The sequence below is a fragment of the Luteimonas yindakuii genome (genome assembly GCF_004803715.2).
GTDB classification, from domain to species: domain Bacteria; phylum Pseudomonadota; class Gammaproteobacteria; order Xanthomonadales; family Xanthomonadaceae; genus Luteimonas; species Luteimonas yindakuii.
Window position 1 is genome coordinate 2,069,949 of the sequence record NZ_CP039383.2, and the last position, 22,980, is coordinate 2,092,928.

Annotated in this window: 18 protein-coding genes; 11 read left to right on the forward strand and 7 right to left on the reverse strand. The window is 70.3% G+C overall.

Annotated elements, in window-relative coordinates; all coding sequences use genetic code 11:
* The first annotated feature begins 2 nt into the window (after positions 1-2).
* Complete coding sequence (nth, locus tag E5843_RS09460) at positions 3-722, forward strand: endonuclease III (RefSeq protein ID WP_141065951.1); 720 nt, start codon at positions 3-5, stop codon at positions 720-722.
* Positions 723-895: 173 nt separating this feature from the next.
* Here nth and E5843_RS09465 read toward each other — a convergent pair whose 3' ends face one another.
* On the reverse strand, positions 896-2,200 hold the full coding sequence (locus E5843_RS09465) for an OprO/OprP family phosphate-selective porin (protein WP_136412508.1): 1,305 nt from the start codon (positions 2,198-2,200) through the stop codon (positions 896-898).
* A gap of 254 nt (positions 2,201-2,454) precedes the next feature.
* Between E5843_RS09465 and E5843_RS09470 the strand changes: the two genes are divergently transcribed.
* Together E5843_RS09470 and E5843_RS09475 are read left to right on the forward strand one after the other, a co-directional pair.
* Positions 2,455-3,597: a glycosyltransferase family 4 protein gene (locus tag E5843_RS09470; RefSeq protein ID WP_136412509.1), complete on the forward strand. Its 1,143-nt coding sequence runs from the start codon at positions 2,455-2,457 to the stop codon at positions 3,595-3,597.
* Positions 3,566-4,129 (forward strand): phosphatase PAP2 family protein, encoded by a 564-nt coding sequence (locus E5843_RS09475; protein WP_136412510.1) that lies wholly within the window; start codon positions 3,566-3,568, stop codon positions 4,127-4,129. The genes E5843_RS09470 and E5843_RS09475 overlap by 32 nt, the downstream gene beginning before the upstream one ends.
* Before the next feature lie 42 nt (positions 4,130-4,171).
* Here E5843_RS09475 and E5843_RS09480 read toward each other — a convergent pair whose 3' ends face one another.
* From E5843_RS09480 to creB, 5 genes are all read right to left on the reverse strand, one after another.
* Positions 4,172-5,056: a carbon-nitrogen hydrolase family protein gene (locus E5843_RS09480; RefSeq protein ID WP_136412511.1), complete on the reverse strand. Its 885-nt coding sequence runs from the start codon at positions 5,054-5,056 to the stop codon at positions 4,172-4,174.
* Entirely contained in the window at positions 5,053-5,658 is a 606-nt protein-coding gene (locus tag E5843_RS09485) for a GNAT family N-acetyltransferase (protein WP_136412512.1), read from the reverse strand. Before E5843_RS09485 ends, E5843_RS09480 begins: the two co-directional genes overlap by 4 nt.
* Before the next feature lie 76 nt (positions 5,659-5,734).
* On the reverse strand, positions 5,735-7,048 hold the full coding sequence (gene creD / locus E5843_RS09490) for a cell envelope integrity protein CreD (protein ID WP_136412513.1): 1,314 nt from the start codon (positions 7,046-7,048) through the stop codon (positions 5,735-5,737).
* 86 nt (positions 7,049-7,134) lie between these two features.
* Entirely contained in the window at positions 7,135-8,571 is a 1,437-nt protein-coding gene (gene creC, locus E5843_RS09495; RefSeq protein ID WP_136412514.1) for a two-component system sensor histidine kinase CreC, read from the reverse strand.
* A gap of 2 nt (positions 8,572-8,573) precedes the next feature.
* Positions 8,574-9,278, reverse strand: a complete 705-nt coding sequence (gene creB / locus E5843_RS09500) for a two-component system response regulator CreB (protein ID WP_208542801.1) — start codon at positions 9,276-9,278, stop codon at positions 8,574-8,576.
* A gap of 31 nt (positions 9,279-9,309) precedes the next feature.
* On the opposite strand from creB, the gene E5843_RS09505 reads away from it, so the two are divergent.
* From E5843_RS09505 to mfd, 3 genes are all read left to right on the forward strand, one after another.
* Positions 9,310-10,176 carry a 23S rRNA (adenine(2030)-N(6))-methyltransferase RlmJ gene (locus E5843_RS09505; RefSeq protein WP_136412516.1) on the forward strand — a complete coding sequence of 289 codons (867 nt, stop codon included), beginning with the start codon at positions 9,310-9,312 and terminating at the stop codon, positions 10,174-10,176.
* Positions 10,177-10,274: 98 nt separating this feature from the next.
* Positions 10,275-10,808 (forward strand): GNAT family N-acetyltransferase, encoded by a 534-nt coding sequence (locus E5843_RS09510; protein ID WP_134673743.1) that lies wholly within the window; start codon positions 10,275-10,277, stop codon positions 10,806-10,808.
* Positions 10,809-10,936: 128 nt separating this feature from the next.
* Positions 10,937-14,440 (forward strand): transcription-repair coupling factor, encoded by a 3,504-nt coding sequence (gene mfd / locus E5843_RS09515; RefSeq protein ID WP_134673744.1) that lies wholly within the window; start codon positions 10,937-10,939, stop codon positions 14,438-14,440.
* 80 nt (positions 14,441-14,520) lie between these two features.
* Here the strand turns inward: mfd and E5843_RS09520 are convergent, their stop codons facing one another.
* Complete coding sequence (locus E5843_RS09520; protein ID WP_134673745.1) at positions 14,521-15,018, reverse strand: hypothetical protein; 498 nt, start codon at positions 15,016-15,018, stop codon at positions 14,521-14,523.
* 152 nt (positions 15,019-15,170) lie between these two features.
* Between E5843_RS09520 and E5843_RS09525 the strand changes: the two genes are divergently transcribed.
* From E5843_RS09525 to E5843_RS09545, 5 genes are all read left to right on the forward strand, one after another.
* A complete protein-coding gene (locus E5843_RS09525) occupies positions 15,171-17,048 on the forward strand; it encodes a winged helix-turn-helix domain-containing protein (RefSeq protein WP_134673746.1) in 1,878 nt (625 codons plus the stop codon).
* A gap of 204 nt (positions 17,049-17,252) precedes the next feature.
* Positions 17,253-20,957, forward strand: coding sequence for a hypothetical protein (locus E5843_RS09530; RefSeq protein ID WP_136412517.1), 3,705 nt, complete (start codon positions 17,253-17,255; stop codon positions 20,955-20,957).
* A gap of 53 nt (positions 20,958-21,010) precedes the next feature.
* Positions 21,011-21,871: an AraC family transcriptional regulator gene (locus E5843_RS09535; protein WP_136412518.1), complete on the forward strand. Its 861-nt coding sequence runs from the start codon at positions 21,011-21,013 to the stop codon at positions 21,869-21,871.
* Positions 21,872-21,907: 36 nt separating this feature from the next.
* The gene (locus tag E5843_RS09540) at positions 21,908-22,363 is read left to right on the forward strand and encodes a VOC family protein (RefSeq protein ID WP_136412519.1); all 456 of its coding nucleotides are present in this window, start codon (positions 21,908-21,910) and stop codon (positions 22,361-22,363) included.
* A 46-nt stretch (positions 22,364-22,409) separates the two neighbouring features.
* Complete coding sequence (locus tag E5843_RS09545; protein ID WP_136412520.1) at positions 22,410-22,916, forward strand: ankyrin repeat domain-containing protein; 507 nt, start codon at positions 22,410-22,412, stop codon at positions 22,914-22,916.
* The last annotated feature ends 64 nt before the right edge of the window (positions 22,917-22,980 follow it).

Genomic DNA, 22,980 nt, shown 5'->3' on the forward strand with positions numbered 1-22,980 from the left:
GCATGTCCGAACGTATTCCGCCGCGTCGCCGCGGCCGCACCCTCACCCGCGCCGAGATCCACGAGATGTTCGCGCGGCTGTCGGCCCTCAACCCGGAGCCGACCACCGAACTCGAATACAGCTCACCGTTCGAACTGCTGGTGGCGGTGACGCTGTCGGCGCAGTCGACCGATGTGGGGGTCAACAAGGCCACGCGCCGGCTGTTCCCCGTCGCCAACACGCCGCAGGCGATCCTGGCGCTCGGCGAGGACGGGCTGAAGCGCCATATCTCCACCATCGGGCTGTACAACGCCAAGGCGAAGAACGTCATCGCCGCCTGCCGGATGCTCGTGGAGCAGCATGGCGGCGAAGTGCCGCGCGATCGCGAATCGCTGGAAGCGCTGCCGGGCGTCGGCCGCAAGACCGCCAACGTGGTGCTCAACACCGCGTTCGGCGAACCGACGATGGCAGTGGACACGCATATCTTCCGCGTCTCCAACCGCACGGGGCTGGCACCCGGAAAGAACGTGCGCGAGGTCGAGGACGGCCTGCTGAAGCGGGTGCCGAAGCAGTTCCTGCACGACGCCCACCACTGGCTGATCCTGCATGGCCGCTATGTCTGCAAGGCGCGCCGGCCGGAATGCCCCGGCTGCGTGATCCGCGACCTGTGCCGCTATCCGGACAAGACCCCGGGGGAGCCGGGGGAGCCGCTGCGCCCAGCCACCAGGCCGGAACCCCGCTAAGCCCTCGCCCCTGCCCCTCTCCCGCAGGCGGGAGAGGGGTTGCAACACGGCTCTGCCCTATTGCTGCGCGTGGCGCGCGACATTGCGCCTCGTCGCGGCGTCCGGAATGACGACGCCGCCCACGGTCCGGGGAGAGAGTCCGGACCGGAGCGGCGGCGTGCCTGGAACAACGCTTAGAAGCTGAGCTGGGTCCGCAGCGCGAACTGGTTGGTCTTGTCGCCGAGGAACTCGTTGTCGCCGCGGGTGTAGTTGAACATCAGCCGCACGCTGGGGTTGATGAACCAGTTGACGCCGAACGTGGCGCTGCTGGCTTCCATGCCGGCGATGTCCTTGTTCTCGATCGTGTCGTAGCGGGCAGTCAGCTGCCATGCGCCGTACGGCCCGTTCGGGCGCGGCGAGTTGAACACGCCGGTGCCGACGCGGTACGGGCGACGCTCGCCGGTGATGGTCCACGCACCCATCAGGTACCAGGTGTCGACGTCCTGGTCGCCGCCGAGCGGCTGCCCGTAGGTCGCACGCGCGTATTCTGACTGGAAGAACAGCGGGCCGAAGGCACCGGCGGCTTCCAGGCCCACGGTGTCGATCGATTCGCCGCTGGCGCCGGTGGTGCGGGCGATGGTCTGCGACGGGCCGCGGCGGCCGGCATAGACCGCCGATGCCGACACGTCGGCCGAGCCCTTGTTGAGGTTCTCGTGGCTGTACGAGGCACCGAAGTGCAGCGTGCTGTCGTCGTTGTTGATCGGTGCCCAGGTCGCGCGCGTGGACGCGCCCATGCCCTCGTTGCGCGGGCCCGAGGCACTGCGCATGTTGAACACGCTGGCGCCGAAGCTGTAGTTGTCGCCGCTGGTGAGGTAGCCGACGCCCTGCTGGAACTGGCGCCCGGCGTAGATGCCGGTGGCCGAGGCGAACGGGCGCTCCATCATCAGGATCTCGTTGGAGCTGGTCATCTCCTCCATCGAGCGGTACGGCTTGAAGTGGCCGATGGTGACCTTGCCACCCAGTGCGTCGCGGGCGATGAAGACGTCGCGGAAGCCTTCGGTGGTGCTGCCGCCGGTGAAGTCCTGCTCGACCTTGTATTCCCAGCCCGCGGCCTTGCCGGCCAGGGTCAGGCGCGCACGGCGGAAGTCGGTGGTGCCGGTGACGTCGGCGTTGTCGCGATCGAAGGCGTAGGCATCGAAATGGATGCGCCCGCCCAGCGAGAACTCGGACTTGCCGTCGGCGGAGGTGACGCGCAGGCCGCCGTTGCGCGGCTCGACCTTGGGCTGTGTCTTCGCGGCGGCTTCGGCCGCCTGCTGGCTGGCGATGTTGATTTCGGACTGCGCGTCGCTGCGGTCCTCGAGTTCGGCCATGCGGGTCTGCAGTTGGCTCAGCTGCGCGCGCAGTTCGGCGAGTTCGCGGTCGCGCGTGTCCTGCGCGGCGGCAGGCAGCGCCGCCCCAAGCGCCATGGCAATCGATACCGCAAGCAGGGAAGAACGCATCGTTCAAGGCTCCAGGATTCGGGAGGTTCGGGTGACTGCCACCACGGCAGCCGCGTGAAGTCGCGGTGCACAGGGTGGGTCCGGAATCTGACGCGGAGATGTGGGTTTTCTGACGGTCATGTGACAGCGCACGCGGGACCGCAGCACCAGGCACGCGGCAACGGCAGGCGCCCATGCAATACAAACGTCATCGCCGCGACACCGCCACGGCATATCCGCTCCGCACAGTGGCCACAGCCCCCGGGGAGGACGCCATGCACTACGCGCTCGTGACCGAAACCTGGCCGCCGGAGGTCAACGGCGTCGCGCTGACGGTGCGCGACCTTGCCCGCGGCCTATGGCAACGCGGCCATCTCACCGATGTGATCCGCCCCCGCCAGCACGACGACGTGGAGCCGGTGGCGCAGGAACTGCTGGTGCCCGGGGCACGCCTGCCTGGCTACGCCACCCTGCGCTTCGGCCTGCCGGCGCAACGCCTGCTGGAACGGCGCTGGCGGGCGCAGCGTCCGGATGCGATCTATATCGCTACCGAGGGGCCGCTCGGCTGGTCGGCACTGCGCGCGGCGCGCAGCGTCGGCATCCCCGTCGCCACCGGTCTGCACACGCGCTTCGATCTCTACATGCACGACTACGGGGTGGGCATGCTCGCGCCAGTGGCGATGGGCTGGATGCGGCGCTTCCACAACGCCGCCGCGGCCACGCTGGTGCCCACGCGGGCCCTGCACGACGAACTTGCAGGTCGCGGCTTCCGCAATCCGCGCCATCTGCCCCGCGCGGTCGACACCCTGCGTTTCGCCCCGTGGCGGCGCGATGCCGCGTTGCGTGCGCGCTGGGGCATGCACGACGACGACCTGGTGGTCATCTGCGTCGGGCGGCTGGCCGCGGAGAAGAACCTGCCACTTGCCATCGCCGCGTTCCGCCACCTGCAGCGCAGCCATCCACGCGCACGCTTCGTGCTGGTCGGTGATGGTCCGCTGCGCGCCACCCTGCAGCGCGAGCATCCCGACTTCGTGTTCACCGGCACCCGGACCGGCCGCTCGCTTGCCGAACACGTGGCATCGGCGGACCTGTTCCTGTTCCCCAGCCGCACGGAGACCTTCGGCAACGTGGTGCTGGAAGCGATGGCCAGCGGCGTGCCGGTGGTCGCGTTCGACAACGGTGCCGCGCGCGAACACCTGGAGGACGGCGTGCATGGGCGCCGTGTCGACGACGATGCTGGTTTTATCCACGTCACCAGAGAACTGGCTGGCGACGCCGGCACGCGCCGGGCGATGGGCCTGGCCGCGCGCGAGGCTACCGGAACCCTGTCGCCGGCCGCGGTCTGCGCCGACTTCGACCGCATCCTCGCCAGCCTGGGACACCCGCATGCCACTACCGCCGCCCTCGCCGCCGCCTGACTGGACCGCCCGCGACGCCGGCTGGTGCCTGCGCACCAACCGCTGGTGCGAACGCGGCGCCGTGTTCGCGCTGTTCGCCTGCGTGAGCCGGCTCGGCGATGGCGTGTTCTGGTATCTGCTGATGGCCGCGCTGATCGTCGCCGACGGCTGGAACGGCGTGCACGCCAGCGTGCACATGGCCGCCACCGGCGTGGTCGCACTCACGCTGTACAGGACGCTCAAGCGCCATACCCGCAGGCCACGACCGTTCGCCGCGGATGCCCGCATCCGCGCCTGGGTGGCGCCGCTCGACGAGTACAGCTTTCCGTCCGGGCACACCCTGCATGCGGTGGCCTTCAGCAGCGTCGCGGTCTGGCACTACCCGGTGCTGGCGTGGCTGCTGGTCCCGTTCGCCTCCGCAGTGGCCGCCTCGCGTGTCGTGCTCGGCCTGCACTACCCCAGCGACGTGCTCGCTGCGCTCGCCATCGGTGCAGTGCTGGCGCTGTTGTCGATCATCGGCGGGCCTGCGCTGGTCGCCTTGATCGTCAGCTGATCGAAGCTTGTGCATGCCGGGCCACGACGTGGAACCGCCGGCTCAACCCAGCGCCGTGACCCGCGCCGCGCGCAAGGCCGGCAGCGACTGCCGCGGCCAGTCGCGGTCGTTGGCCACCTGCGCCTGTGCGCGGCTGGCCTGCAGTGCATCGGTGTCGACATCGGCGATCGTCCAGCCGTCGCGGCCATCGCTGGCGGCCACCACGCCGTCGGCCGGGAAGCCGACGTCCATCGGCGCATACAGCGCCGCGTCGCCGGTGTTGACGTCGAGTGCCGGGCTCCATGGCGCTTCGCCGGCGGTCACCGCCTGGGCGATGAAGCAGCGGTTCTCCAGCGCGCGTGCCAGGCAGCCCACGCGCACGCGGGTGGCGCCGGCCGCCGTGTCGGTGCAACTCGGCGCGAGGACCAGCCGTGCGCCCGCTTCCATCTGTGCCCGCACCGGCAGCGGGAATTCGATGTCGTAGCAGACCGCGATGCCGAAGCGAAGGCCGCGGTACTCGAACACGCGCAGCGCGTCGCCACCTTCGATGGTGCCGACACCCTTCTCGAAGCCGGTCAGCTGCAGCTTGTCCTGCCAGTCATGGCCACCCTCCGGGGTGAACACGTCGGCGCGGTTGCGGTAGCCGCCGCCGCCGGTGTCGAGCAGAAAGGTGCCGGGCACCAGCAGCATGCCGCTCTGCGCGGCCAGCCGCCGGTACAGGCCGAGCCAGTCCTGCCGCAGCGCCTGCAGTGCCGACAGCGAGGCGTGGAGGTCGCTGCCTACGTGGTCGCCGAACATCGCCGCAAGTTCCAGCGCCAGGTATTCCGGTAACAGCGCGATGCCGGCACCGGCCTGCGCCGCCTCATCGATCCAGCGGCGCTGCACCCCGGCGAATTCGTCGAAGCTGCCGGGCCGGCCGATCGGATAACGCGCAACGGCGACCTTCATGCGGAATGTTCCAGCGCGTGCGTCCAGAAGGTCAGCGTGTGCATGGACTCGCCACGGTCGAGCTCCTCCCACGCCAGTTGCATGCGCAATTGCGGTTGGCGCACGTAGCCGCGGCGGCTCCAGAACGCGTCGTTGTCGCGATGGCCGGCGGGGCGGCGCGGATCGTCCTGTTCGCGATCCACCGCGCAGAACGCCGTCATGCGGAAGCGCCCCAGCGCCCGCGCATGCGCCTCGCGCGCATCGAAAAACGCATGGCCGACGCCGCGCCCGCGGTAGGCCGGCAGCAGCACCGATTCGCCGAAATAGAACACGTCGTCGACGTCGATCCCATGCGCGCGGAACGGCGCCTGGAAGGCCGCGTCGTCGTCGGCGAGCGGGATGCCGGTGGAGGCGCCGACCACGCGGTCGCCGTCGAAGGCCAGCACGAACACGCTGTCGACGGATGCCGCATAGGCGGCGAGGTAGCCGCGCTCGTAGTCCATGTCGCCGGCATAGAGATAGGGCCAGTCGCGGAACACGGCCACGCGCAGGCGCGCCACGTCGTCGAGGCGCGCCTGCAGGTCCGCGCCGACCACGCGGCGCACGTCGAGGGTTGCGGTCATGCGGCGATTCTATCGGGCCACTGCGCCCCGCCACCGGCCGGCAGCGGGACGCAGCGTTACCGGGCAGTCGCAGCACTCATCGCACTTCGTTGCCGAGCGCGTACCAGTCGACCTTGCGGGTGATCCACATGATCGCGGCGAGGATGCCGAACAGCAGCAGCGAACCCATCAGCAGCGCGTTGTCCTCCGACACCAGCAGGCAGTACAGCGCGCCGTACAGTGCGGTGAGCATGGCGGCGAAGCCCAGCCCGCGGCGCCAGCTGCGCAGCACGCCGGAGAGATACATCACCTGCACGCCGATGCAGGCCGTGGCCGACACCAGGTAGGCCCAATGGAACGCGATGTGCTCGGACAGGCTGAGCAGCAGCAGGAAGAAGATCGCCAGTGCAAGGCCGACCAGCAGGTACTGCAGCGGGTGGATCGGGAGGCGTTTGATCAGCTCGAACAGGCCGAACGCGACGAAGGTCAGCAGCACGAACAGCAGCCCGTACTTGGTGGCGCGGTCGACCTGGGTGTAGACGTCGACCGGATCCACCAGGCTCACCTGCAGCGCGTCCAGCGCATCCGCCTCGCCCCTGCGCAGCTGCGCCTGTGCATCGCTGGCCAGCGACGACAGCGCCCAGTGCGCGCGGAAGCCATCGGCGTCGATATCCCGGCGTGTCGGCAGGAACCTGCCGCCGAACTGCGGGTGCGGCCACGGCGAGGCGAGGTCGATGCGGTTGTCGTCGGCCACCGGCACGATCGCGAGCGAGCGGGTGCCGTCGATGGTGGCGTCGAAATGCACCTCGCGCAGGGCCGGCAGGCCAGTCGCGCCGGCGTCCGGCAATGCCGCGTGCACGCCGCCGCTGATCGCCGCGAGATCGCGGGTGCCCGCGGCGAGCGCCAGCGGTCGCCCGTCCACCACCAGCTGTGGCGCGCCGACCAGTCCGCGCACGTCGGCAATGCCGATCGCCAGGTACGGCTGCCCGTACGCACGACCGTCGACCGCCGGATAGTCGAGCGGCGCGAAGGACGCGACCGCCTGCGCCTGCCAGCCGTAGACCGGGATGCGGAACAGCCCCACGCGCCGCTCCGCCGGCTGCAGCGTGCCCTGCACGTCCAGCCGCACGGGCGCCTGCAACAGATGCCCGTTCACTTCGCGGGTGACCACGCGCTGGCTGCCATCGGCAGCGCGCTCGGCGACCTCGCGCCTTTCCGTCCACGGCACCACGCGCAGTGGCCCGACCAGCCGCTGTTCGCCCGCGCGTCCCTGTGCCACCCGCTCCACCGCCTGCGCGCGGTACTGCTCGCGCTCGTGCACCACGCCGCGGATCATCGCCAGCGGCACCAGCAACGCCAGCACCAGCGCACCGATCACCACGAACCGCAGCACCAGCTTCATCGACTTCATTTCGCTTCCCCGCCATGGACCGGCCTGCAGCGTGCGCGCCCTGCATGGGCGGGGTCGGAAGCGGATTTGAAGCGGATGTGAAGTGGTCAGGTCGCCGGCAGCGACAGCGTGGCGATGGCGCCGCCACCGTCACGGTTGTAGAGGCGGACGGCGCCACCGTGCAGGCGGGCGACCTCGCGTACGAACGGCAGGCCGAGGCCGGAACTGCGCGAACCACCGTCCGGGCGCGGCAGCGAGTAGAAACGCTCGAACACCCGCTCCTGCGCGTAATCGGGCACGCCAGGGCCGCGGTCGAGCACGCGCAGCCGCACGTTGCCGGCCTCCACCGATGCGTCGACCACGACCTCGCCGCCGTCCGGCGAGAACGCGACCGCGTTCTCCACCAGGTTGCGCAGCGCCTGCCGCAGCAGGAACGGATCGCCGCGCACCTCCACCGCCGCCACCGCGGCGGCATCGCAGCGCACGCACACCTCGCGACCATTTGGCGCCAGCACGTCGACCGCCTGCGCCAGCAGCGTGCCGACGGCGATCGCACTGCGCTTCTGCAGCCAGCCATGCTGTTCGACCTCGGCCAGCGCCAGCAGCTTGTCGATGGTCTCGGTGAGCCGCCGCTGCTGGGCGAGGATGTTGCCGGCGAACCGCGCGCGCTCGGCATCCGGCAGCGGCTCCTGCAACAGTTCCGCGGCACCGCCGATCGCCGCCAGCGGGCTCTTCATCTCGTGGGTCAGTGATTGCACGTACTGCTCGACGTAGGCCTTGCCCTCGAGCTTGCGGCGCATCGCCTCCAGCGCCTGGCCGAGGTCGCCGATCTCGTCGCGACGCGGCCGCGGCGGCGGCACCGGCTCGCCCCGCGCCACCGCCTGGGCGTAGCGGTTGAGGCCGCCGATGCCGCGCACCAGCCACCAGGTCATGGCGATGCCGATCAGCGCGGCGATGCCGATCAGCCACGCACCGCGCGCCAGGATGCTGCGCTGGCTGGCGACGATGAAGGGCTCCACGCTGCGGTTGGGCTGCGACAGCGTCAGCACGCCGAGCAGCCGCGATGGATCGTCGGGATCGCGCACCGGCGCGGCCACGTGCATCACGCTGTCGTCGTCGGCACCGGGCACGCGCGGCGTTGAACGCGCGCCGTACTCGCCGCGCAGCGTGCGGTAGACATCGTTCCAGCGCGAGTTGTCGCGGCCGAGGTCGCGGCCGGTGGAGGCGTACACCACCATCCCGCCCGCATCGGTGATCACGATCTCCTGGTCGACGCTGCTCTTCGCGACCTCCCACACCTGCGCCTGCGGGTCGCGCGCATGCGCCTGCGCCACCCGCTGCGCGAAGCGGCCATCGGCGATGCGCCCGGCCTTGAGATCATCGGCGGCCAGCTCGGCCAGCGTGTTGGCCGAATCCACCAGCGTGGCCTCGAGCGCCTGGCGCACGCCGGGCTTCACCTCGTCGACGAACACCCGCATGACGAAGAACGCCGCCACCCCGACGATCAGGAAGAACGCCAGGAACAGCCGCAGGCCGATACGCATGCTCAGGCGTCCAGTGCGTAGCCGATGCCGCGATGGGTACGGATCGGATCCGTGGTGGCGCCCGCCGCGCGCAGCTTGGCGCGCAGCGTCTTGACGTGGGTATCGACGGTGCGGTCGCCGCTGTCGGCGGCGTCGTCCCAGCCGCGGTCCATCAGCTGCGCGCGGCTGAGGATCGCACCCGGGCGTTGCAGCAGCGCCGCCAGCAGCGCGTACTCGTAGCGGGTCAGGTCCAGCAGCGTGTCGCGATAGCGGATGCGCCGGCCCTCGTGGTCGATGGCGAACGCGCCGTGCGCGCGCCAGCCGTCGGCATCGCCCGCGCCGACCGGCGCGCTCCGGCGCAACCGCGCGCGCACCCTTGCCACCAGTTCGCGCGGTGAGAACGGCTTGGCCATGTAGTCGTCGGCACCGAGTTCCAGGCCGAGCACGCGGTCCACCTCGTCGTTGCGCGCGGTGAGGAAGATCACCGGCACCTGGCTGAAGCCGCGCAGTTGCCGGCACACCTCGAAGCCGTTGAGATCGGGCAGCCCGACATCCAGCACCACCAGCTCCGCGCCGGGATTGCGCAGCGCCGCCAGCGCATCGCGACCGAGCAGGCAATGCCGCACCGCGTAGCCCTCGCTGCCGAGTGCGTACAGCAGGGTGTCGGCGATGGCCTGTTCGTCCTCGACGACGAGGATGCGCGCGGGTTCCGGCATGCCGCGCAGCATAGAGCGTGGCGGCCCGGCATACACTGCGCGCATGAACTATCGCCACGCCTTCCACGCCGGCAACCATGCCGACGTGCTCAAGCACGTCGTGCTGCTCGCCCTGTGCGATGCCCTCACCGCCAAGCCCGCCGCCTGCTTCGCCCTGGACACGCATGCCGGGCGCGGCCTGTACGGGCTGGGCGACTACGCGGCGCGGCAGACCGGCGAAGCGGACAGCGGCATCGGCCGCCTGCGCGCGGCCGCTGTCGAGGAGCCGCTGCTGCGTCGCTATCTGGACGCCGTGGATGCCTGTCGCGCGCAGGCCGGTGCGGATGCCTACCCCGGCTCGCCATGGCTGCTCGCGCATGCGTTGCGCGAGCAGGACCGCATCGCCTGCTGCGAACTGCAGCCGGAGGAAGCCGCCGTGCTGAAGGCCAACTTCGCCGGTGATCCGCGCATCGCCGTGCATGCCCGCGACGGCTATGGCGCGGTGCGCGCCCTGCTGCCGCCGCGCGATGGCGACGTGCGCATCAACCGCGGCCTGGTGCTGATCGACCCGCCCTACGAACTGCAGCTCGAAGAATTCACCCCTGCGCTGGGCGCGATCCGCGAAGGGCTCAAGCGCTGGCCGCAGGCGAGCTACGCGCTGTGGTATCCGATCAAGCAGCGTCGGGTGCTGCAGCGGCCGTTCCGCAGCGCGGCAACCCTCGAGGCTGCCGGTGGCGTGCTGGCCTGCGAACTGCTGGTGCGCCCCGACGACTCGCCACTGCGCATGAACGGCAGCGGCCTGCTGCTGGTGAACCCGCCATGGGGGCTCGACCGCCGTCTCGGCCCGGCTCTGAAGGCGCTCGGGGAGCTGTTGCCCGCGGCGCGGATGGCGGAACCGTCCCGGCTGGAGTGGTTGCGCCCCGCGGCGTGAACAGGGCGCCGGCCGCGACATGACTACTTGTTCAGGTTGGGCTAGCGCATTCAGCTTCTGCAAAGGGACTTCACCCGTTGCGTGGCAGCATCCGTCGCATGGCCGCCCGCAACCGACTCCCGCCGTGGCATGACCAGATCCGTCTGGCCAATGGCCGCGAAATCCTGATCCGTCCCGTGCGCCCTGACGATGCCGAGCCGCTGCGTGCCGGCTTCGCCCTGCTGGGCCCGGAGGAAATCCGTCAGCGCCTGGTCTCCCCGTTGCCCGAACTGAGCGCGGAGATGGCAGATCGCCTGACCCGCCCCGACCCCAAGACCGAGTTCGCCCTGGTCGCGGCGGAGCCACTGCCGCCGGGTGACGCGGTGGTCGGCGGCGTTGCCCGCGTGGCGATGGTGCCCGGCACCCGCGACGGCCAGTTCCTGATCCTGATCAGCGGTTACATCGCCGGCCTGGGCGCAGGCCGCCAGCTGATGCGCCGCCTGGTGCGCTGGGCGCGCGGCAAGAAGCTGCAGCGCCTGATCGGCGAGGTCCAGGAAGAGAACCAGCCGATGCTGGCACTCGCCGAGTCGCTCGGCTTCCGCCAGGAAGCCTCCGACCATCCCGGCACCGTGCGGGTGGTACTCGATCTCTGACCACGGCGTGCCGACACCGCCGCGACGGTCACCCACTGAAGCCTGCCGCTGTTCCCCTTCCGCGCGTGGCGATGCGTTCGTCCTGCGGCAGGAGCAACGACGCCTTGCGCGGTAGAATGCGCGGTTCGATGAAAGCACCCGACCTTCCCCTTCCGCCGCTGCCCCGGCGCGGCCAGCAGCGTGCGTTCTGGCGCGCGCCCGCCTCCACCTCCGCACTGGCCTGGACGCTGTTGCGCGCCGCCACCGCGCATGGCCGGCCGTTGCTGGTCGTCGCGCGCGACAACCACCATGCCCACCAGCTGGAATCGGACCTGCAGACGCTGGCCGGCGGCGACGACGTGCCGTTGCTGGCATTCCCCGATTGGGAAACCCTGCCCTACGACCACTTCAGCCCGCATCCGGAGATCGTCTCGCAGCGGCTGGCCACGCTGAACCGCCTGCCGCAGCTCAAGCGCGGCCTGGTGGTGGTGCCGGTGCAGACGCTGATGCAGCGCCTGCCGCCGCTGTCGTGGATCGCCGGCCAGACCTTCGACATGCGGGTCGGCCAGCGGCTCGACCTCGATGCCGAGAAGCGGCGACTCGAATCCGCTGGCTACCGCAACGTGCCGCAGGTGCTCGACCCGGGCGACTTCGCCGTGCGCGGCGGCCTGCTCGACGTGTTCCCGATGGGCGCCGACGCGCCGTTCCGCGTCGAACTGTTCGACGAGGACATCGAATCGATCCGCAGCTTCGATCCGGAATCGCAGCGCTCGCTCGACAAGGTCGAGGCGATCCGCATGCTGCCCGGCCGCGAGGTGCCGCTGGACGAGGCCGCGCGCGAACGCGCGATGGATGCGCTTGGCGAACGCTTCGATATCGACCAGCGCCGCAGCTCGCTGTTCCAGGACCTGAAGTCCGGGCTGTCGCCGGCTGGCGTCGAGTACTACCTGCCGCTGTTCTTCGAGCCGCCGCGCGGCCGCTTCGGCGAGCGCGATGCCGGCGACGCCACCGCGACGCTGTTCGACTACCTGCCCGAGGGCGCACTGCCGGTGCTTGCCCCCGGCGCACTGGCCGCCGCCGACCACGCGTGGGCACACATCGGCGAGCGCTACGAACAGCGCCGCCATGACATCGAGCGCCCGCTGCTGCCGCCGGCCGAGCTGTGGCTGCCGCCGGACACGCTGCGCGAATGCCTCAACCGCGGCGAGCGCGTCGACGTCGCCGATGCCAGCCACGCGCAGGCGGCGCAGGCCGTGGCGCTGGGCGACCAGCCGGCGCCGGACCTGCCGATCTCCACGCGCGATGCGGATGCCACCGGCGCGCTGAAGTCCTTCCTCGGCCATTACCCCGGCCGCGTGCTGCTGGCCGCCGACAGCGCCGGCCGCCGCGAGGCCTTGATCGACCTGCTCGCGCCGACCGGCCTCAAGCCGCAGGTGCTGCACGACTTCGCCGCCTTCATCGCCGCCGATACCGACGCGCGCTTCGCGGTCGCCGTCGCCCCGCTCGACAACGGCTTCGCGCTGGATGCGCCGCAGGTCACGATCCTCACCGAGCGCCAGCTGTTTCCGGAGCGCGCCACCCAGCCGCGCCGGGCGCGCCGTGCCGGCCGCGAGCCGGAAGCGATCATCCGCGACCTCGGCGAACTCACCGGGGGTGCGCCGATCGTCCACGAGGACCACGGCGTCGGCCGCTACCGCGGACTTGTCGTGCTCGAAGCCGGCGGCCAGCCGGCCGAGTACCTCGAGATCGAATACGCCAAGGGCGACCGCCTGTACGTGCCGGTCGCGCAGCTGCACCTGATCAACCGCTACTCCGGCGCATCGCCGGAAACCGCGCCGCTGCATTCGCTCGGTGGCGAGGCGTGGACCAAGGCCAAGAAACGCGCCGCCGAGAAGGTGCGCGACGTCGCCGCGGAACTTCTTGAGATCCAGGCCAAGCGCGCCGCGCGTGCCGGCCTTGCGATCGACATCGACCGCGCGATGTACGAACCGTTCGCCGCAGCGTTCCCGTTCGAGGAAACGCCCGACCAGCATTCGGCGATCGAGGCGGTCATCCACGATCTTGCATCGAGCCAGCCGATGGACCGCGTGGTCTGCGGTGACGTCGGTTTCGGCAAGACCGAGGTCGCGGTGCGCGCGGCCTTCGTCGCCGCGGCCGGCGGCAAGCAGGTGGCGGTGCTGGTGCCCACGACGCTGCTGGCCGAACAGCATTTCCGCAACTTCAGCGATCGCTTCGCCGACTCCCCGATCCGCGTCGAGGTGCTGTCGCGCTTCAAGAGCACGAAGGAAATCAAGGCCGAGCTGGAAAAGGTCGCCCGCGGCGAGATCGACGTGATCGTCGGCACCCATCGCCTGCTGCAGCCTGACGTGAAGTTCAAGGATCTCGGACTGGTCATCGTCGACGAGGAACAGCGTTTCGGCGTGCGCCAGAAGGAAGCGCTTAAGGCGCTGCGCGCCAACGTGCACCTGCTCACGCTCACCGCCACGCCGATCCCGCGCACGCTCAACATGGCGATGGCCGGCATCCGCGACCTCTCGATCATCGCCACCCCGCCCGCGCACCGGCTGGCGGTGCAGACCTTCGTCAGCGAATGGGACGACTCGCTGCTGCGCGAGGCCTTCCAGCGCGAGCTCGCGCGTGGTGGCCAGCTGTACTTCCTGCACAACGATGTCGAATCGATCGGCCGCATGCAGCGCGAGCTGCAGGAGCTGGTGCCGGAGGCGCGCATCGGCATCGCCCACGGGCAGATGCCGGAGCGCGAGCTGGAAAAGGTGATGGTCGACTTCCAGAAGCAGCGCTTCAACGTGCTGCTGTCGACGACGATCATCGAATCCGGTATCGACATCCCCAACGCCAACACCATCGTCATCAACCGCGCCGACCGCTTCGGCCTCGCCCAGCTGCACCAGCTGCGTGGTCGCGTCGGCCGTTCGCACCACCGCGCGTATGCGTACCTGGTGGTGCCGGACAAGCGCGCGATCACCCCCGATGCGCAGAAGCGCCTGGATGCGATCGCGTCGATGGACGAACTCGGCGCCGGCTTCACCCTCGCCACCCACGACCTCGAGATCCGCGGCGCCGGCGAGCTGCTGGGCGAGGAGCAGAGCGGGCAGATGGCCGAGGTCGGCTTCAGCCTCTACACCGAACTGCTGGAACGCGCGGTGCGCTCGATCCGCCAGGGCAAGCTGCCCGACGCCGACGAACCGGATTCGCGCGGTGCCGAGGTCGAACTGCACGTGCCGGCGCTGATCCCGGACGACTACCTGCCCGACGTGCACACCCGGCTGACGCTGTACAAGCGCATCAGCGCCGCCAACGATGCCGACGGCCTGCGCGAGCTGCAGGTGGAGATGATCGACCGCTTCGGCCTGCTGCCCGACCCGGCCAAGCACCTGTTCGCGATCGCCGAGCTGAAGCTGCAGGCCACCGGGCTGGGCGTGCGCAAGCTCGACCTTGGCGAGAACGGCGGGCGCCTGCTGTTCGAGGCCAAGCCACGCATCGACCCGATGGCACTGATCCAGCTGATCCAGAAGCAGCCGAAGCTGTACGCGATGGACGGCCCGGAGAAGCTGCGCATCAAGCTGCCGCTGCCGGAAGCCGCCGACCGCTTCAACGCCGCGCGCGGGCTGATGATGCAGCTGGCGCAGGGGTGAGCCAGGCCGGGGAACGCCAACATGGCGGTACCGGGGCGCGTAGCGCACCTGGGACCGCCAGTTCACCCGTGACGAGATCCCTACAACGAGCGCACGCCCTCGCTGCTTCCGCAGGATTCGAACAACAGCTGTTCGGCCGGGTTGAAGAACTTGCCGCGGAACGTTTCGCTCATGCTGTTGCCATCCCTGGATAGCGTGGCGGTGCGGACGACCTCGTTGGCTCCAGCAAAGCTGCCGTCGGGGTTGTAGCGATAGAGGCGCATGTGGGTCGTGTACTCGCGGGTCCGCGGGTTGTAGTCCCAGATGCCGAACGCTGGCCCGCGCGTGCCTGGGGGCGTGGTGTTGGTGTCCACCATGGTGCCGCCGACGTGATAGACACTGCTGGCGCGGAACCGGGTGACCGTCTGCCCGCTTGCGCAGTTGAAGACGTGGACATCGAAGTATTCCCAGGTCCCCACGATCCGGTTTGCGGGGGGATACAGCAGGTTCGGCGATGCGGCAGTCGCGTCCGGCAGCGTGGCGGCGGTGCCGGCAGTCAGCATCAGGATCGCGATGACCAGGGGGCGTAGAGTCTTCATGGCATCCTCCTTCGGGATGATGGTCGCGACCGCACCATGCAGCCGCGCAGGTGGAAGCCTCCGTCCGCGGGATGTTGGAAATCCCGTTGCAAACCCTGAAATACGCTGAGTTACCCTGAACCCCGCAACGCTGCGTACCGGGCGCCCCCGCCATGCAGGGTTACCGTTTCGATGGTTTCCATATCGACCCCGCGAGCCGCGTGCTGTCCGCGGCAGACGGCAGCGAGATCGCGCTCACCGGCAAGGCCTTCGACGTCCTGCTGGCGCTGGTCGAGCAGGCGCCGCGGATGGTGGGCAAGGACCAGTTGCTGGCGGCAGTGTGGGCGGGGCGGGTCGTCGACGAGAACAACCTCACCCAGGCAATCTCGGCCATCCGGAAGGCGCTGGGCACCGGAGCCGGCGACCATCACTACATCCTGACCGAAGCCCGGCGCGGTTACCGTTTCGTGGCCGCGGTCGAGCGCGACGTTGCGCCCCCGCCGGCCATGGGCGCCGCATCCGCAACGCCGGCCGCCACGCACCCACGACGCGGTGCGCTTGTGGGCATGGTGTTGGCAACCCTGCTACTCGCGCTGGTCATCGGATGGCAGGTTCGCGACCGGTCACCACCAGGCGCCGTTGTCGTGGAACTGCCGATGCTGGCGATCCTGCCGTTCCGTCCACTCCCGGGGTCACCGCCCGACGAGTTGCTGGAACTCGGCCTCGCCGACACGCTGATCGCGCGCCTGAGCCGCGTGCAATCGTTGCGCGTGAGCTCGCTGGCTTCGAGCCAGCGCGTGTCCGCGACGGCGCCCGATGCGCTTGCGGCCGGGCACCGACTGCAGGCGCGCTACGTGCTGGAAGGCGCGACCCAGCACGCGGACGGGCGGCTCCGGATCAATGCGCGCCTGCTCGAGGTCGCCAGCGGTCGGGCCGTGTGGGCCGGCACCTTCGATGCAACTCCGGGCGAAGTGTTCACCCTGCAGGATCGCATCGCGGCTGAAGTGACCACCGCACTGGCGGCGCAGGGCGACGTCCGTCCGCCGGGCAGGCGCAGTCCCTGCGATGGCAGCGATCCGGAAGCCTACCGCGCCTATCTCACCGGCCGTCATCTGATCAGTCGACCCGATGCCGTGCGCCTGCCCAAAGCCATTGCCGCGTTCCAGCGCGCCATCGCGCTGGACCCCACCTGTGCCCGCGCCTACGCCGGACTCGCGTTCGCCTACCGTGCCCGGGTGATCAGCGGCGATCTCGACCCGCGCGAAATGATGCCGCTTGCGCAGGCTGCGACCACGCAGGCACTCCGGCTCGATCCCGACCTGGCCGAGGCGCACGCGACCCGTGGCTTCCTGCTGTTCTGGTACGACTGGAACTGGAGCGGCGCCGAGGCGGCGTTCAAGCGCGCGATCGCGCTCAATCCCAGTCTGTCCGACGCGCATCTGGGCTACGCACATCTGCTGGCGAATCTGGGGCGGTTCGAGCAGAGCCTGTTGCATGCCCGCCATGCGCGCGAACTCGATCCGCTCTCGCCGCTGATCAACACGCTCGAAGCCGGGTTCATGACAGCGGCGGGACAGGACGCGGCGGCGCAGGCGGGACTGGAACGGGCGTTGGAACTTGAGCCGGATTTCTGGATTGCGCTGCTGGTGCGCGGCGGCCTGGCGCTGGACCGTGGCGACGAGAACGCTGCGCGTGCGGATTTCACTCGCGCCGTGGAACAGTCCCACGGCAACAGCCTGGCGGTCGCACTGCTCGGGGTGGCGCAGGCCTCCGCGGGCGACCGCGTCGACGCCGAGGCCACGCTGGCAGACCTGCAGGCGCGCAGTCGCGCCGGCTACCTGCCATCGACAAGCCTGGCGGCGCTGTACGTCGCGCTGGATCAACCCGGGCAGGCGTTGGATGCCCTGGAGCGGGCGCGCGAACAGCGCGACGTCCGCGTAACCTTTCTCGGGATCGACGCGCAATGGAACCCCTTGCGGCCCACGCCACGGTTCCGCGCGCTGGCACGTGGGCTCGGGCTGTCGGCGGCCCACGCCTCTGGCAGGTTCTGACCGCGGTAAAGCGAAGCGGAGTTCGCGCAGTCCTTTTTCAACCCTGTTCCCCACAGCGACTGTCCGCACCGGACGTCGCCCTGCGTTGGCAGCAGTGAGCAGTCGCACCGGCCGCGCTGAAGCGGATCCGCGGCGGACGGCTGCACGGGGGGCAATGCATGCGCCTGGCGTCCGCCGGGCACGCCCGCACCCGGAGACGCCGCCATGGCGGGATTCGCGGAATACATCCGTTCCAGCAGCACCCAGCTGAGCCTCGTCGAGCTGCTCCAGCAACCCGTTACCGAGCTGCTCGGCGTGGGTACGGATGCACGCACCGCACTGGCGGACATCGGCGTCGAGACCATCTTCGACCTCGGCTCGTCGGCGGTGTTTGCCGCCGCATCGGCCGCGCTTGCCGCCGGCTCATCGAGCCTGCGCGCGCTTGCCAGCGACGTGCTCGATGCCGACGCACCACCCGGCCCGGTCGAGGATGCGGGCGCGCTCGAACTCGAACACCTGCGCGGCATCTCGCCGGAACAGGCCGCGGCGCTGTCGACCGCACTCGAGGTCGACACCATCCGCGAGCTCGCCCTGTGGCCACCGCGGCAGCTCGCGCACCGCATGGTCGCGGCCGCCGCGGGCGCGTCCACCGAAGACGACGAAACCGCGGAAGAACTGCGGCCGCGGTTGGGCGAATACCCGACCGAGCGCGTCTACTACGACACCCTGGTGATGCTGGGCACGCGCCAGGAAGGCGAGCTCACCGAGTTCACCCAGCCGCTGTCGCTGGGCCGGCTCACCGATCCCGCGATCGGCTTCGGCACCCCGGCGGTCGGCGCGGTCGCCACCTATGCGCAGTCCTGGTTCGCACAGGGCATCACCCTCGGCCATATGGTGCATTCGCTCGCACTGGCGCCGGGCGAAGCCACCCGCATCGCGGTGGTCGACTGGAGCCGGCGCACGCGTGCATCGACCTCGGAATCGATCGAGGAAAGCGAGCAGCTCGACAACTCGTCCCTGCATGCGCGCGCCGTCAGCGAAGTGCAGAACGCGGTGGCCGACGAGATGCAGTCCGGCGGCTCGATCGCCACCGGCTGGTCGAAGTCGTCGAGCAAGGCCTCGGGCTTTGCCGGCAGCATCGGTGGCGGCATCGCCGGCAGCATCGGCAGTGCCGCGGGCGCGCTCGGCTTCGGCTTCGGCGGCTCGTCCAGCAGCCAGAGTTCGCAGACCGAATCACGCGCCACCAGCGCGTCGTGGTCGGTGGGCTCGCGCTCGGTGATGTCGGAGATGAGCCAGCGCGTCAACGACCGCACCGAGCAGCATTCGACCTCGGTACGCAACCGCCGCGCCAGCGCCGTGCGCGAGGTGTCGCAGAGCGAGCACGAGCAGGTCAGCACGCGCATCGTCGCCAACTACAACCACATGCACGCGCTCACCATCCAGTACTACGAGGTGGTGCAGGTCTACCGGGTCAGCGTGCGCCTGCACCAGTTCGTGCGCGCGTTGTTCGTTCCGTTCGAGATGCTGGATTTCTCCACCAACGATGCGATGGAGCGCGTCACCCGTTTCCGCAGCCAGCTGCTCGGTGCGGCGCTGACGCCACGCGCGGCGGACCTGCTGCTCGACGACCGCGGACGGGTGGAAGTGCGCAGCGCGGTGCGGGTGCCGTTCGCCATCAACGTGGCGGCGCTGGCCGACATCAACATGACCGTGATGGCACGCATGGCCACCGGCGGGCCGGCTACCACGGGCACGACCGGCACGGCGGGCACCACGGGCACCGCCGGCACCAGCACCGGTGGCGGCGTGGCCACCAGCCCGACCGGCGCCGGCACGGGTATTGCGCTCACCCGTCTTTCCAGCGTCCGCGCGGGCCCGGTCGAAGAGGTCCTGCCCGGCGATGCGAAGCTGGTGTCGATCGCCTTCGAGGATGTGGGCGTGGCCCGCGTGCGCGTCGACCAGGCCGGCGAGACCGCCGAGGCCGGCACCTTCCCCGTCCCGCCCGAAACCGACAAGGTCGATTTCGCCAACGGCATCGTGCTGCGCACCGTGCAGGGCATCCAGGTCGCGCGTGACGGCACCGGGCCCGGTGCCGGCTCGATGGTGCTGCGTTACGAATCCGAGGGGCATCCGGGCATCGCACTGGTGCCGCTGTCGCTGATCGAGGGCGACCGCATGCAGAAGGTCGCCTTCTTCAATGCGGATACGGCCGACCGCCGCGCCGAACTGTTGTCGCACCTGCAGTCCAACCGCGGGCACTACACCCGCGCCGTGCTCGGCAGCCTGGATTCCGCCTCGCTGGTGCAGCTGCTGGCCGGGCTGTCGTGGCAGGGCCGGCCGCTTGCCGACCAGGTGGAGCCGCGCCCGGTGGCGGTGACCGGCAACTACTTCGTGCTGCGCGCGCCGGTGGAAGCCGACGCGCCCGGTGGCCTCGCCGACGACCAGACCTGGGCCGAGCTGATGCAGGAGCGCGGCATCGATTTCGCCGACGAGAACACGCGGCTGGTGCCGATTCCCACCGGCGGCGTGTTCGCCGAAGCGGTGCTCGGCCGCTCCAACGCCGCCGAGAAGCTCGACATCACCCGCTTCTGGAACTGGCAGGACTCGCCGATCCCGCTGCAGCCGCCGGAGATCGCGCCGGTGGCCACGGGCTCGCGTGCAACCGCCGAAGACCTGCGCCCCGGCGCACTCGGCGCACCGGTGGTCACGGTGATGGCGCCGACCGCGTTGCCCGATTCCGCCGGCCTGTCCGCCGTGCTCGGCGCGGTGGCCAATGGGAGCATGTTCCGCGACATGAGCGGGCTCGCCGGCACCCAGGCCACCGCGCAGGCGGCGTCGGCCGGCACCCTCACCGCGGCCACCGAAGCCGGCCGCATCGCCAGCGAGAACTTCAAGGCCGCCACCACCCAGGCCACCGAGATGGGCAAGGCCGCAGCCGACATGTGGAAGGTCAAGAACAGCCCGAAGGGCGATGGCTCCGGCAGCGCCGGCAGCGCGAAAAGCGGTGGCATCTCCGGCGAGGGCGCGCGCATCAACCATGGCCGGGACATGGACAGTCGCAGCCTGCCCGGCACCAGCACGGCCGATGCGTCGAAGTCGAGCGGGGTCAGCGAAAGCCAGCCGGTGTTCGCGTCGTCGTCCGAGAGCATTCCGCCGGTCGGGTTCTCGCGCGAGGTCGCCTACAGCGACGAATCCGCCGCGGTGTCGCCGCAGCTGGTCGGTGCCACCACCGCCGCACTCGGCAGCAGCGCGCTGGCGGGCCAGGGCCTGGCCGGCTTCCTCAACCCGGTCGATGTCATCGCCGATGTCGCCCGCGGCATCGGCGAAACACTGATCCTCGCCATCATCCGCGCCGACGCCCAGCGCGCCAACATCCTGCAGGGCGCGACCCTGCTGCCGATGCGTCGGCACGACAACCATGCGGACTTCGAGCGGGTGAAGTACGCCGCCTGGACCAACACCGCGCAGCACGTCTACGTGAACATCCCGTTCTTCATCGACACGATCAACCAGCTGGTCACAGGCGGCGCCACGCTCGACGATGCGCTCGCCATGGTGCGCGCGCTTGCCGTCAGCATGGTGCGGCACGAGGAAGAACACGTGCAGCAGTTCGCCGGCCCCGGCGGCGGCCAGCCGGCCTCGTTCGCGGACATGGTGGTGCTGGAGGAGCAGGCCTACGGCAACGACGTCACGTGGCTGCAGAGCGCGCCGGTCAAGGCATTCATGCTCAACGACCTCGGCATCGACCAGGCCTTCATCGACACCCTGAGGGACGGTGCGAACGACAACAGGACGCTCATGACATCGTTGAAGACCAACCCGCCGCCGAACCTCAAGAAGAAGCTGATCGACAAGAAGATGCTGCCGGCGATGATCCGCGGCAATGCCGGCTACACCATTGCCGACATGTACAGGACCGCGCCCCCGTGAGCGCAGCCACGACGGCGCTATAGTCGCGTCGTCGCTCGTCCACAGGCCCCGCCGTGCAGCGTCTTCCCGTCCCTGCCCTGCGCCCGTTCGTCGCCACCCTGTGGGCGACGACGGGCGACACGCATGTCCGCAGCGCCTGCGAGCACGTGCTGCCGACCGGGCGGATGCACCTGGCCATCCGCCTCGGCGATGCGCCCCTGCAGCTGCTCGATGCCGGCACCGGCGCGGTCGCGGTGGTGGGCCATGCCGTCGTTGGCGGCGCGCGCGACCACTACTACCTCAAGCACGCGCGCACGCCCTCGCCCACCGTCGGCGCACAACTGCATCCGGGCGCGGCCTTGGCGCTGTTCGGCATGCCGGCCGACGCGCTGGCGCACCGGCATGTCGCGCTGGAGGCAGTGCTCGGTGATGGCAGCGCCGCCCTGCGCGAACGGCTGCTGCAGGAACCGTTGCCGCAACGGCGCATCGACATCCTCGAAGCCTTTCTCGCCACGCGCCTGCCGCGTGCGCGTGGCCTGCATCCGGCGGTCGCGGAATCGCTGGCGCTGTTCGCCAGTGGCCACGGCGTGGCGGCCGCGGTCCAGCGCAGTGGCTACAGCCATCGCCACTTCGGCGCGCTCTTCGCCAATGCCGTGGGGCTCACCCCGCAACGCTACCGGCGCGTGCTGCGCTTCCAGCACGCGCTCGATGCCCACCGTCGCGATCCCGCCGGCCCCTGGGCCCGGCTCGCGCACGACGCCGGCTACAGCGACCAGCCGCACTTCGTGCGCGAGTTCATCGCGATCACCGGCGTGCGGCCGCAGGACTATCGCCGCATCGCGCCGGCCGCCGCCCACCATGTCCCCGCGGATGCGCCTTGGGCCGTGCGGCCAGCTGGCCAGGTCGATTCCATTCAAGACGCCCGCCCCGCGTAGCGCCAGCATCGACGCACACCCCGACGGACCCACGCCATGCCCATCCATGAACTGTTCGCCTATCTCTGCGTTGCCGACACCGATGCGGCCATCGGTTTCTACGCCCGTGCATTCGGCGCCACCGAGAAATTCCGCCTGACCGAACCCGGTGGCCGCATCGGCCATGCCGAGATCGACCTCGACGGCCACACCGTCATGCTGTGCGACGCCTTCCCCGAGTACGGCATCCGTGCGCCGCAGCCGGGCGTCGGCACCGCGGTCACCCTGCACCTGCATGTCGACCATGCCGATGCCGCCATCGCCCGCGCGGTCGCGGCCGGCGCCACGCTGGAGCGCCCGGCCAGCGATGCCTTCTACGGCGAGCGCAGCGGCAGCGTGGTCGATCCGTTCGGCCATCGCTGGCTGATCGGCCACAGCATCGCGGAGGTCGATCCCGCGGAAATGCAGCGCCGCTACGACGCCCTGTTCGCCGAGGCCCGCGAGCCCGGCTGAGCGCATCCGGGGCTACGCTGCCCGCACCCCACACCGGACCGACCGCATGAGCCAGCCGCGCCCCGAGCTCGACGATGCCACCCTCGCCCAGGTGCAGGAACTGTTCGCGCTGGTGCGTGCCGGCGACAGCGAACGCCTGGCGCGGCTGCTCGACATGGGGCTGGTGCCGAACCTGCGCGACGGCAAGGGCGACAGCCTGCTGATGCTGGCCGCCTATCACGGCCACGCCGATGCGGTGCGCGTGCTGCTGCAGCACGGCGCCGATGCGGAACTCGCCAACGACCGCGGCCAGACGCCGCTGGGCGCCGCCGCGTTCAAGGGCGACCTCGCGATCGCGCGTGCCCTGCTGGAGGGCGGCGCCGACGTCGATGGCCATCCCGAGGGCGGCCGCACCGCGCTGATGCTGGCCGCGATGTTCGACCGCGTGGAGATCATCGAACTGCTGCTGGCGCACGGCGCACGGGCGGACCGTGTCGGCGCCGATGGCGCCTCCGCGCTCGACCTCGCCCGCGGCATGGATGCGCAGCGCGCCGTCGCCCGCCTATCGGCGTGATCGGAAGATTCAATCGCCCAATACACCCTGCCTAAGGCCGAAAGGAGGATGCTAGGGGACCACC

What these genes read in the sequence shown, in the direction of transcription:
- nth (WP_141065951.1), top strand. Translation starts at nt 3, where the DNA reads ATGTCCGAACGTATTCCGCCGCGTCGCCGCGGCCGCACCCTCACCCGC.
- E5843_RS09465 (WP_136412508.1), bottom strand. Translation starts at nt 2,200, where the DNA reads ATGCGTTCTTCCCTGCTTGCGGTATCGATTGCCATGGCGCTTGGGGCG.
- E5843_RS09470 (WP_136412509.1), top strand. Translation starts at nt 2,455, where the DNA reads ATGCACTACGCGCTCGTGACCGAAACCTGGCCGCCGGAGGTCAACGGC.
- E5843_RS09475 (WP_136412510.1), top strand. Translation starts at nt 3,566, where the DNA reads ATGCCACTACCGCCGCCCTCGCCGCCGCCTGACTGGACCGCCCGCGAC.
- E5843_RS09480 (WP_136412511.1), bottom strand. Translation starts at nt 5,056, where the DNA reads ATGAAGGTCGCCGTTGCGCGTTATCCGATCGGCCGGCCCGGCAGCTTC.
- E5843_RS09485 (WP_136412512.1), bottom strand. Translation starts at nt 5,658, where the DNA reads ATGACCGCAACCCTCGACGTGCGCCGCGTGGTCGGCGCGGACCTGCAG.
- creD (WP_136412513.1), bottom strand. Translation starts at nt 7,048, where the DNA reads ATGAAGTCGATGAAGCTGGTGCTGCGGTTCGTGGTGATCGGTGCGCTG.
- creC (WP_136412514.1), bottom strand. Translation starts at nt 8,571, where the DNA reads ATGCGTATCGGCCTGCGGCTGTTCCTGGCGTTCTTCCTGATCGTCGGG.
- creB (WP_208542801.1), bottom strand. Translation starts at nt 9,278, where the DNA reads ATGCTGCGCGGCATGCCGGAACCCGCGCGCATCCTCGTCGTCGAGGAC.
- E5843_RS09505 (WP_136412516.1), top strand. Translation starts at nt 9,310, where the DNA reads ATGAACTATCGCCACGCCTTCCACGCCGGCAACCATGCCGACGTGCTC.
- E5843_RS09510 (WP_134673743.1), top strand. Translation starts at nt 10,275, where the DNA reads ATGGCCGCCCGCAACCGACTCCCGCCGTGGCATGACCAGATCCGTCTG.
- mfd (WP_134673744.1), top strand. Translation starts at nt 10,937, where the DNA reads ATGAAAGCACCCGACCTTCCCCTTCCGCCGCTGCCCCGGCGCGGCCAG.
- E5843_RS09520 (WP_134673745.1), bottom strand. Translation starts at nt 15,018, where the DNA reads ATGAAGACTCTACGCCCCCTGGTCATCGCGATCCTGATGCTGACTGCC.
- E5843_RS09525 (WP_134673746.1), top strand. Translation starts at nt 15,171, where the DNA reads ATGCAGGGTTACCGTTTCGATGGTTTCCATATCGACCCCGCGAGCCGC.
- E5843_RS09530 (WP_136412517.1), top strand. Translation starts at nt 17,253, where the DNA reads ATGGCGGGATTCGCGGAATACATCCGTTCCAGCAGCACCCAGCTGAGC.
- E5843_RS09540 (WP_136412519.1), top strand. Translation starts at nt 21,908, where the DNA reads ATGCCCATCCATGAACTGTTCGCCTATCTCTGCGTTGCCGACACCGAT.
- E5843_RS09545 (WP_136412520.1), top strand. Translation starts at nt 22,410, where the DNA reads ATGAGCCAGCCGCGCCCCGAGCTCGACGATGCCACCCTCGCCCAGGTG.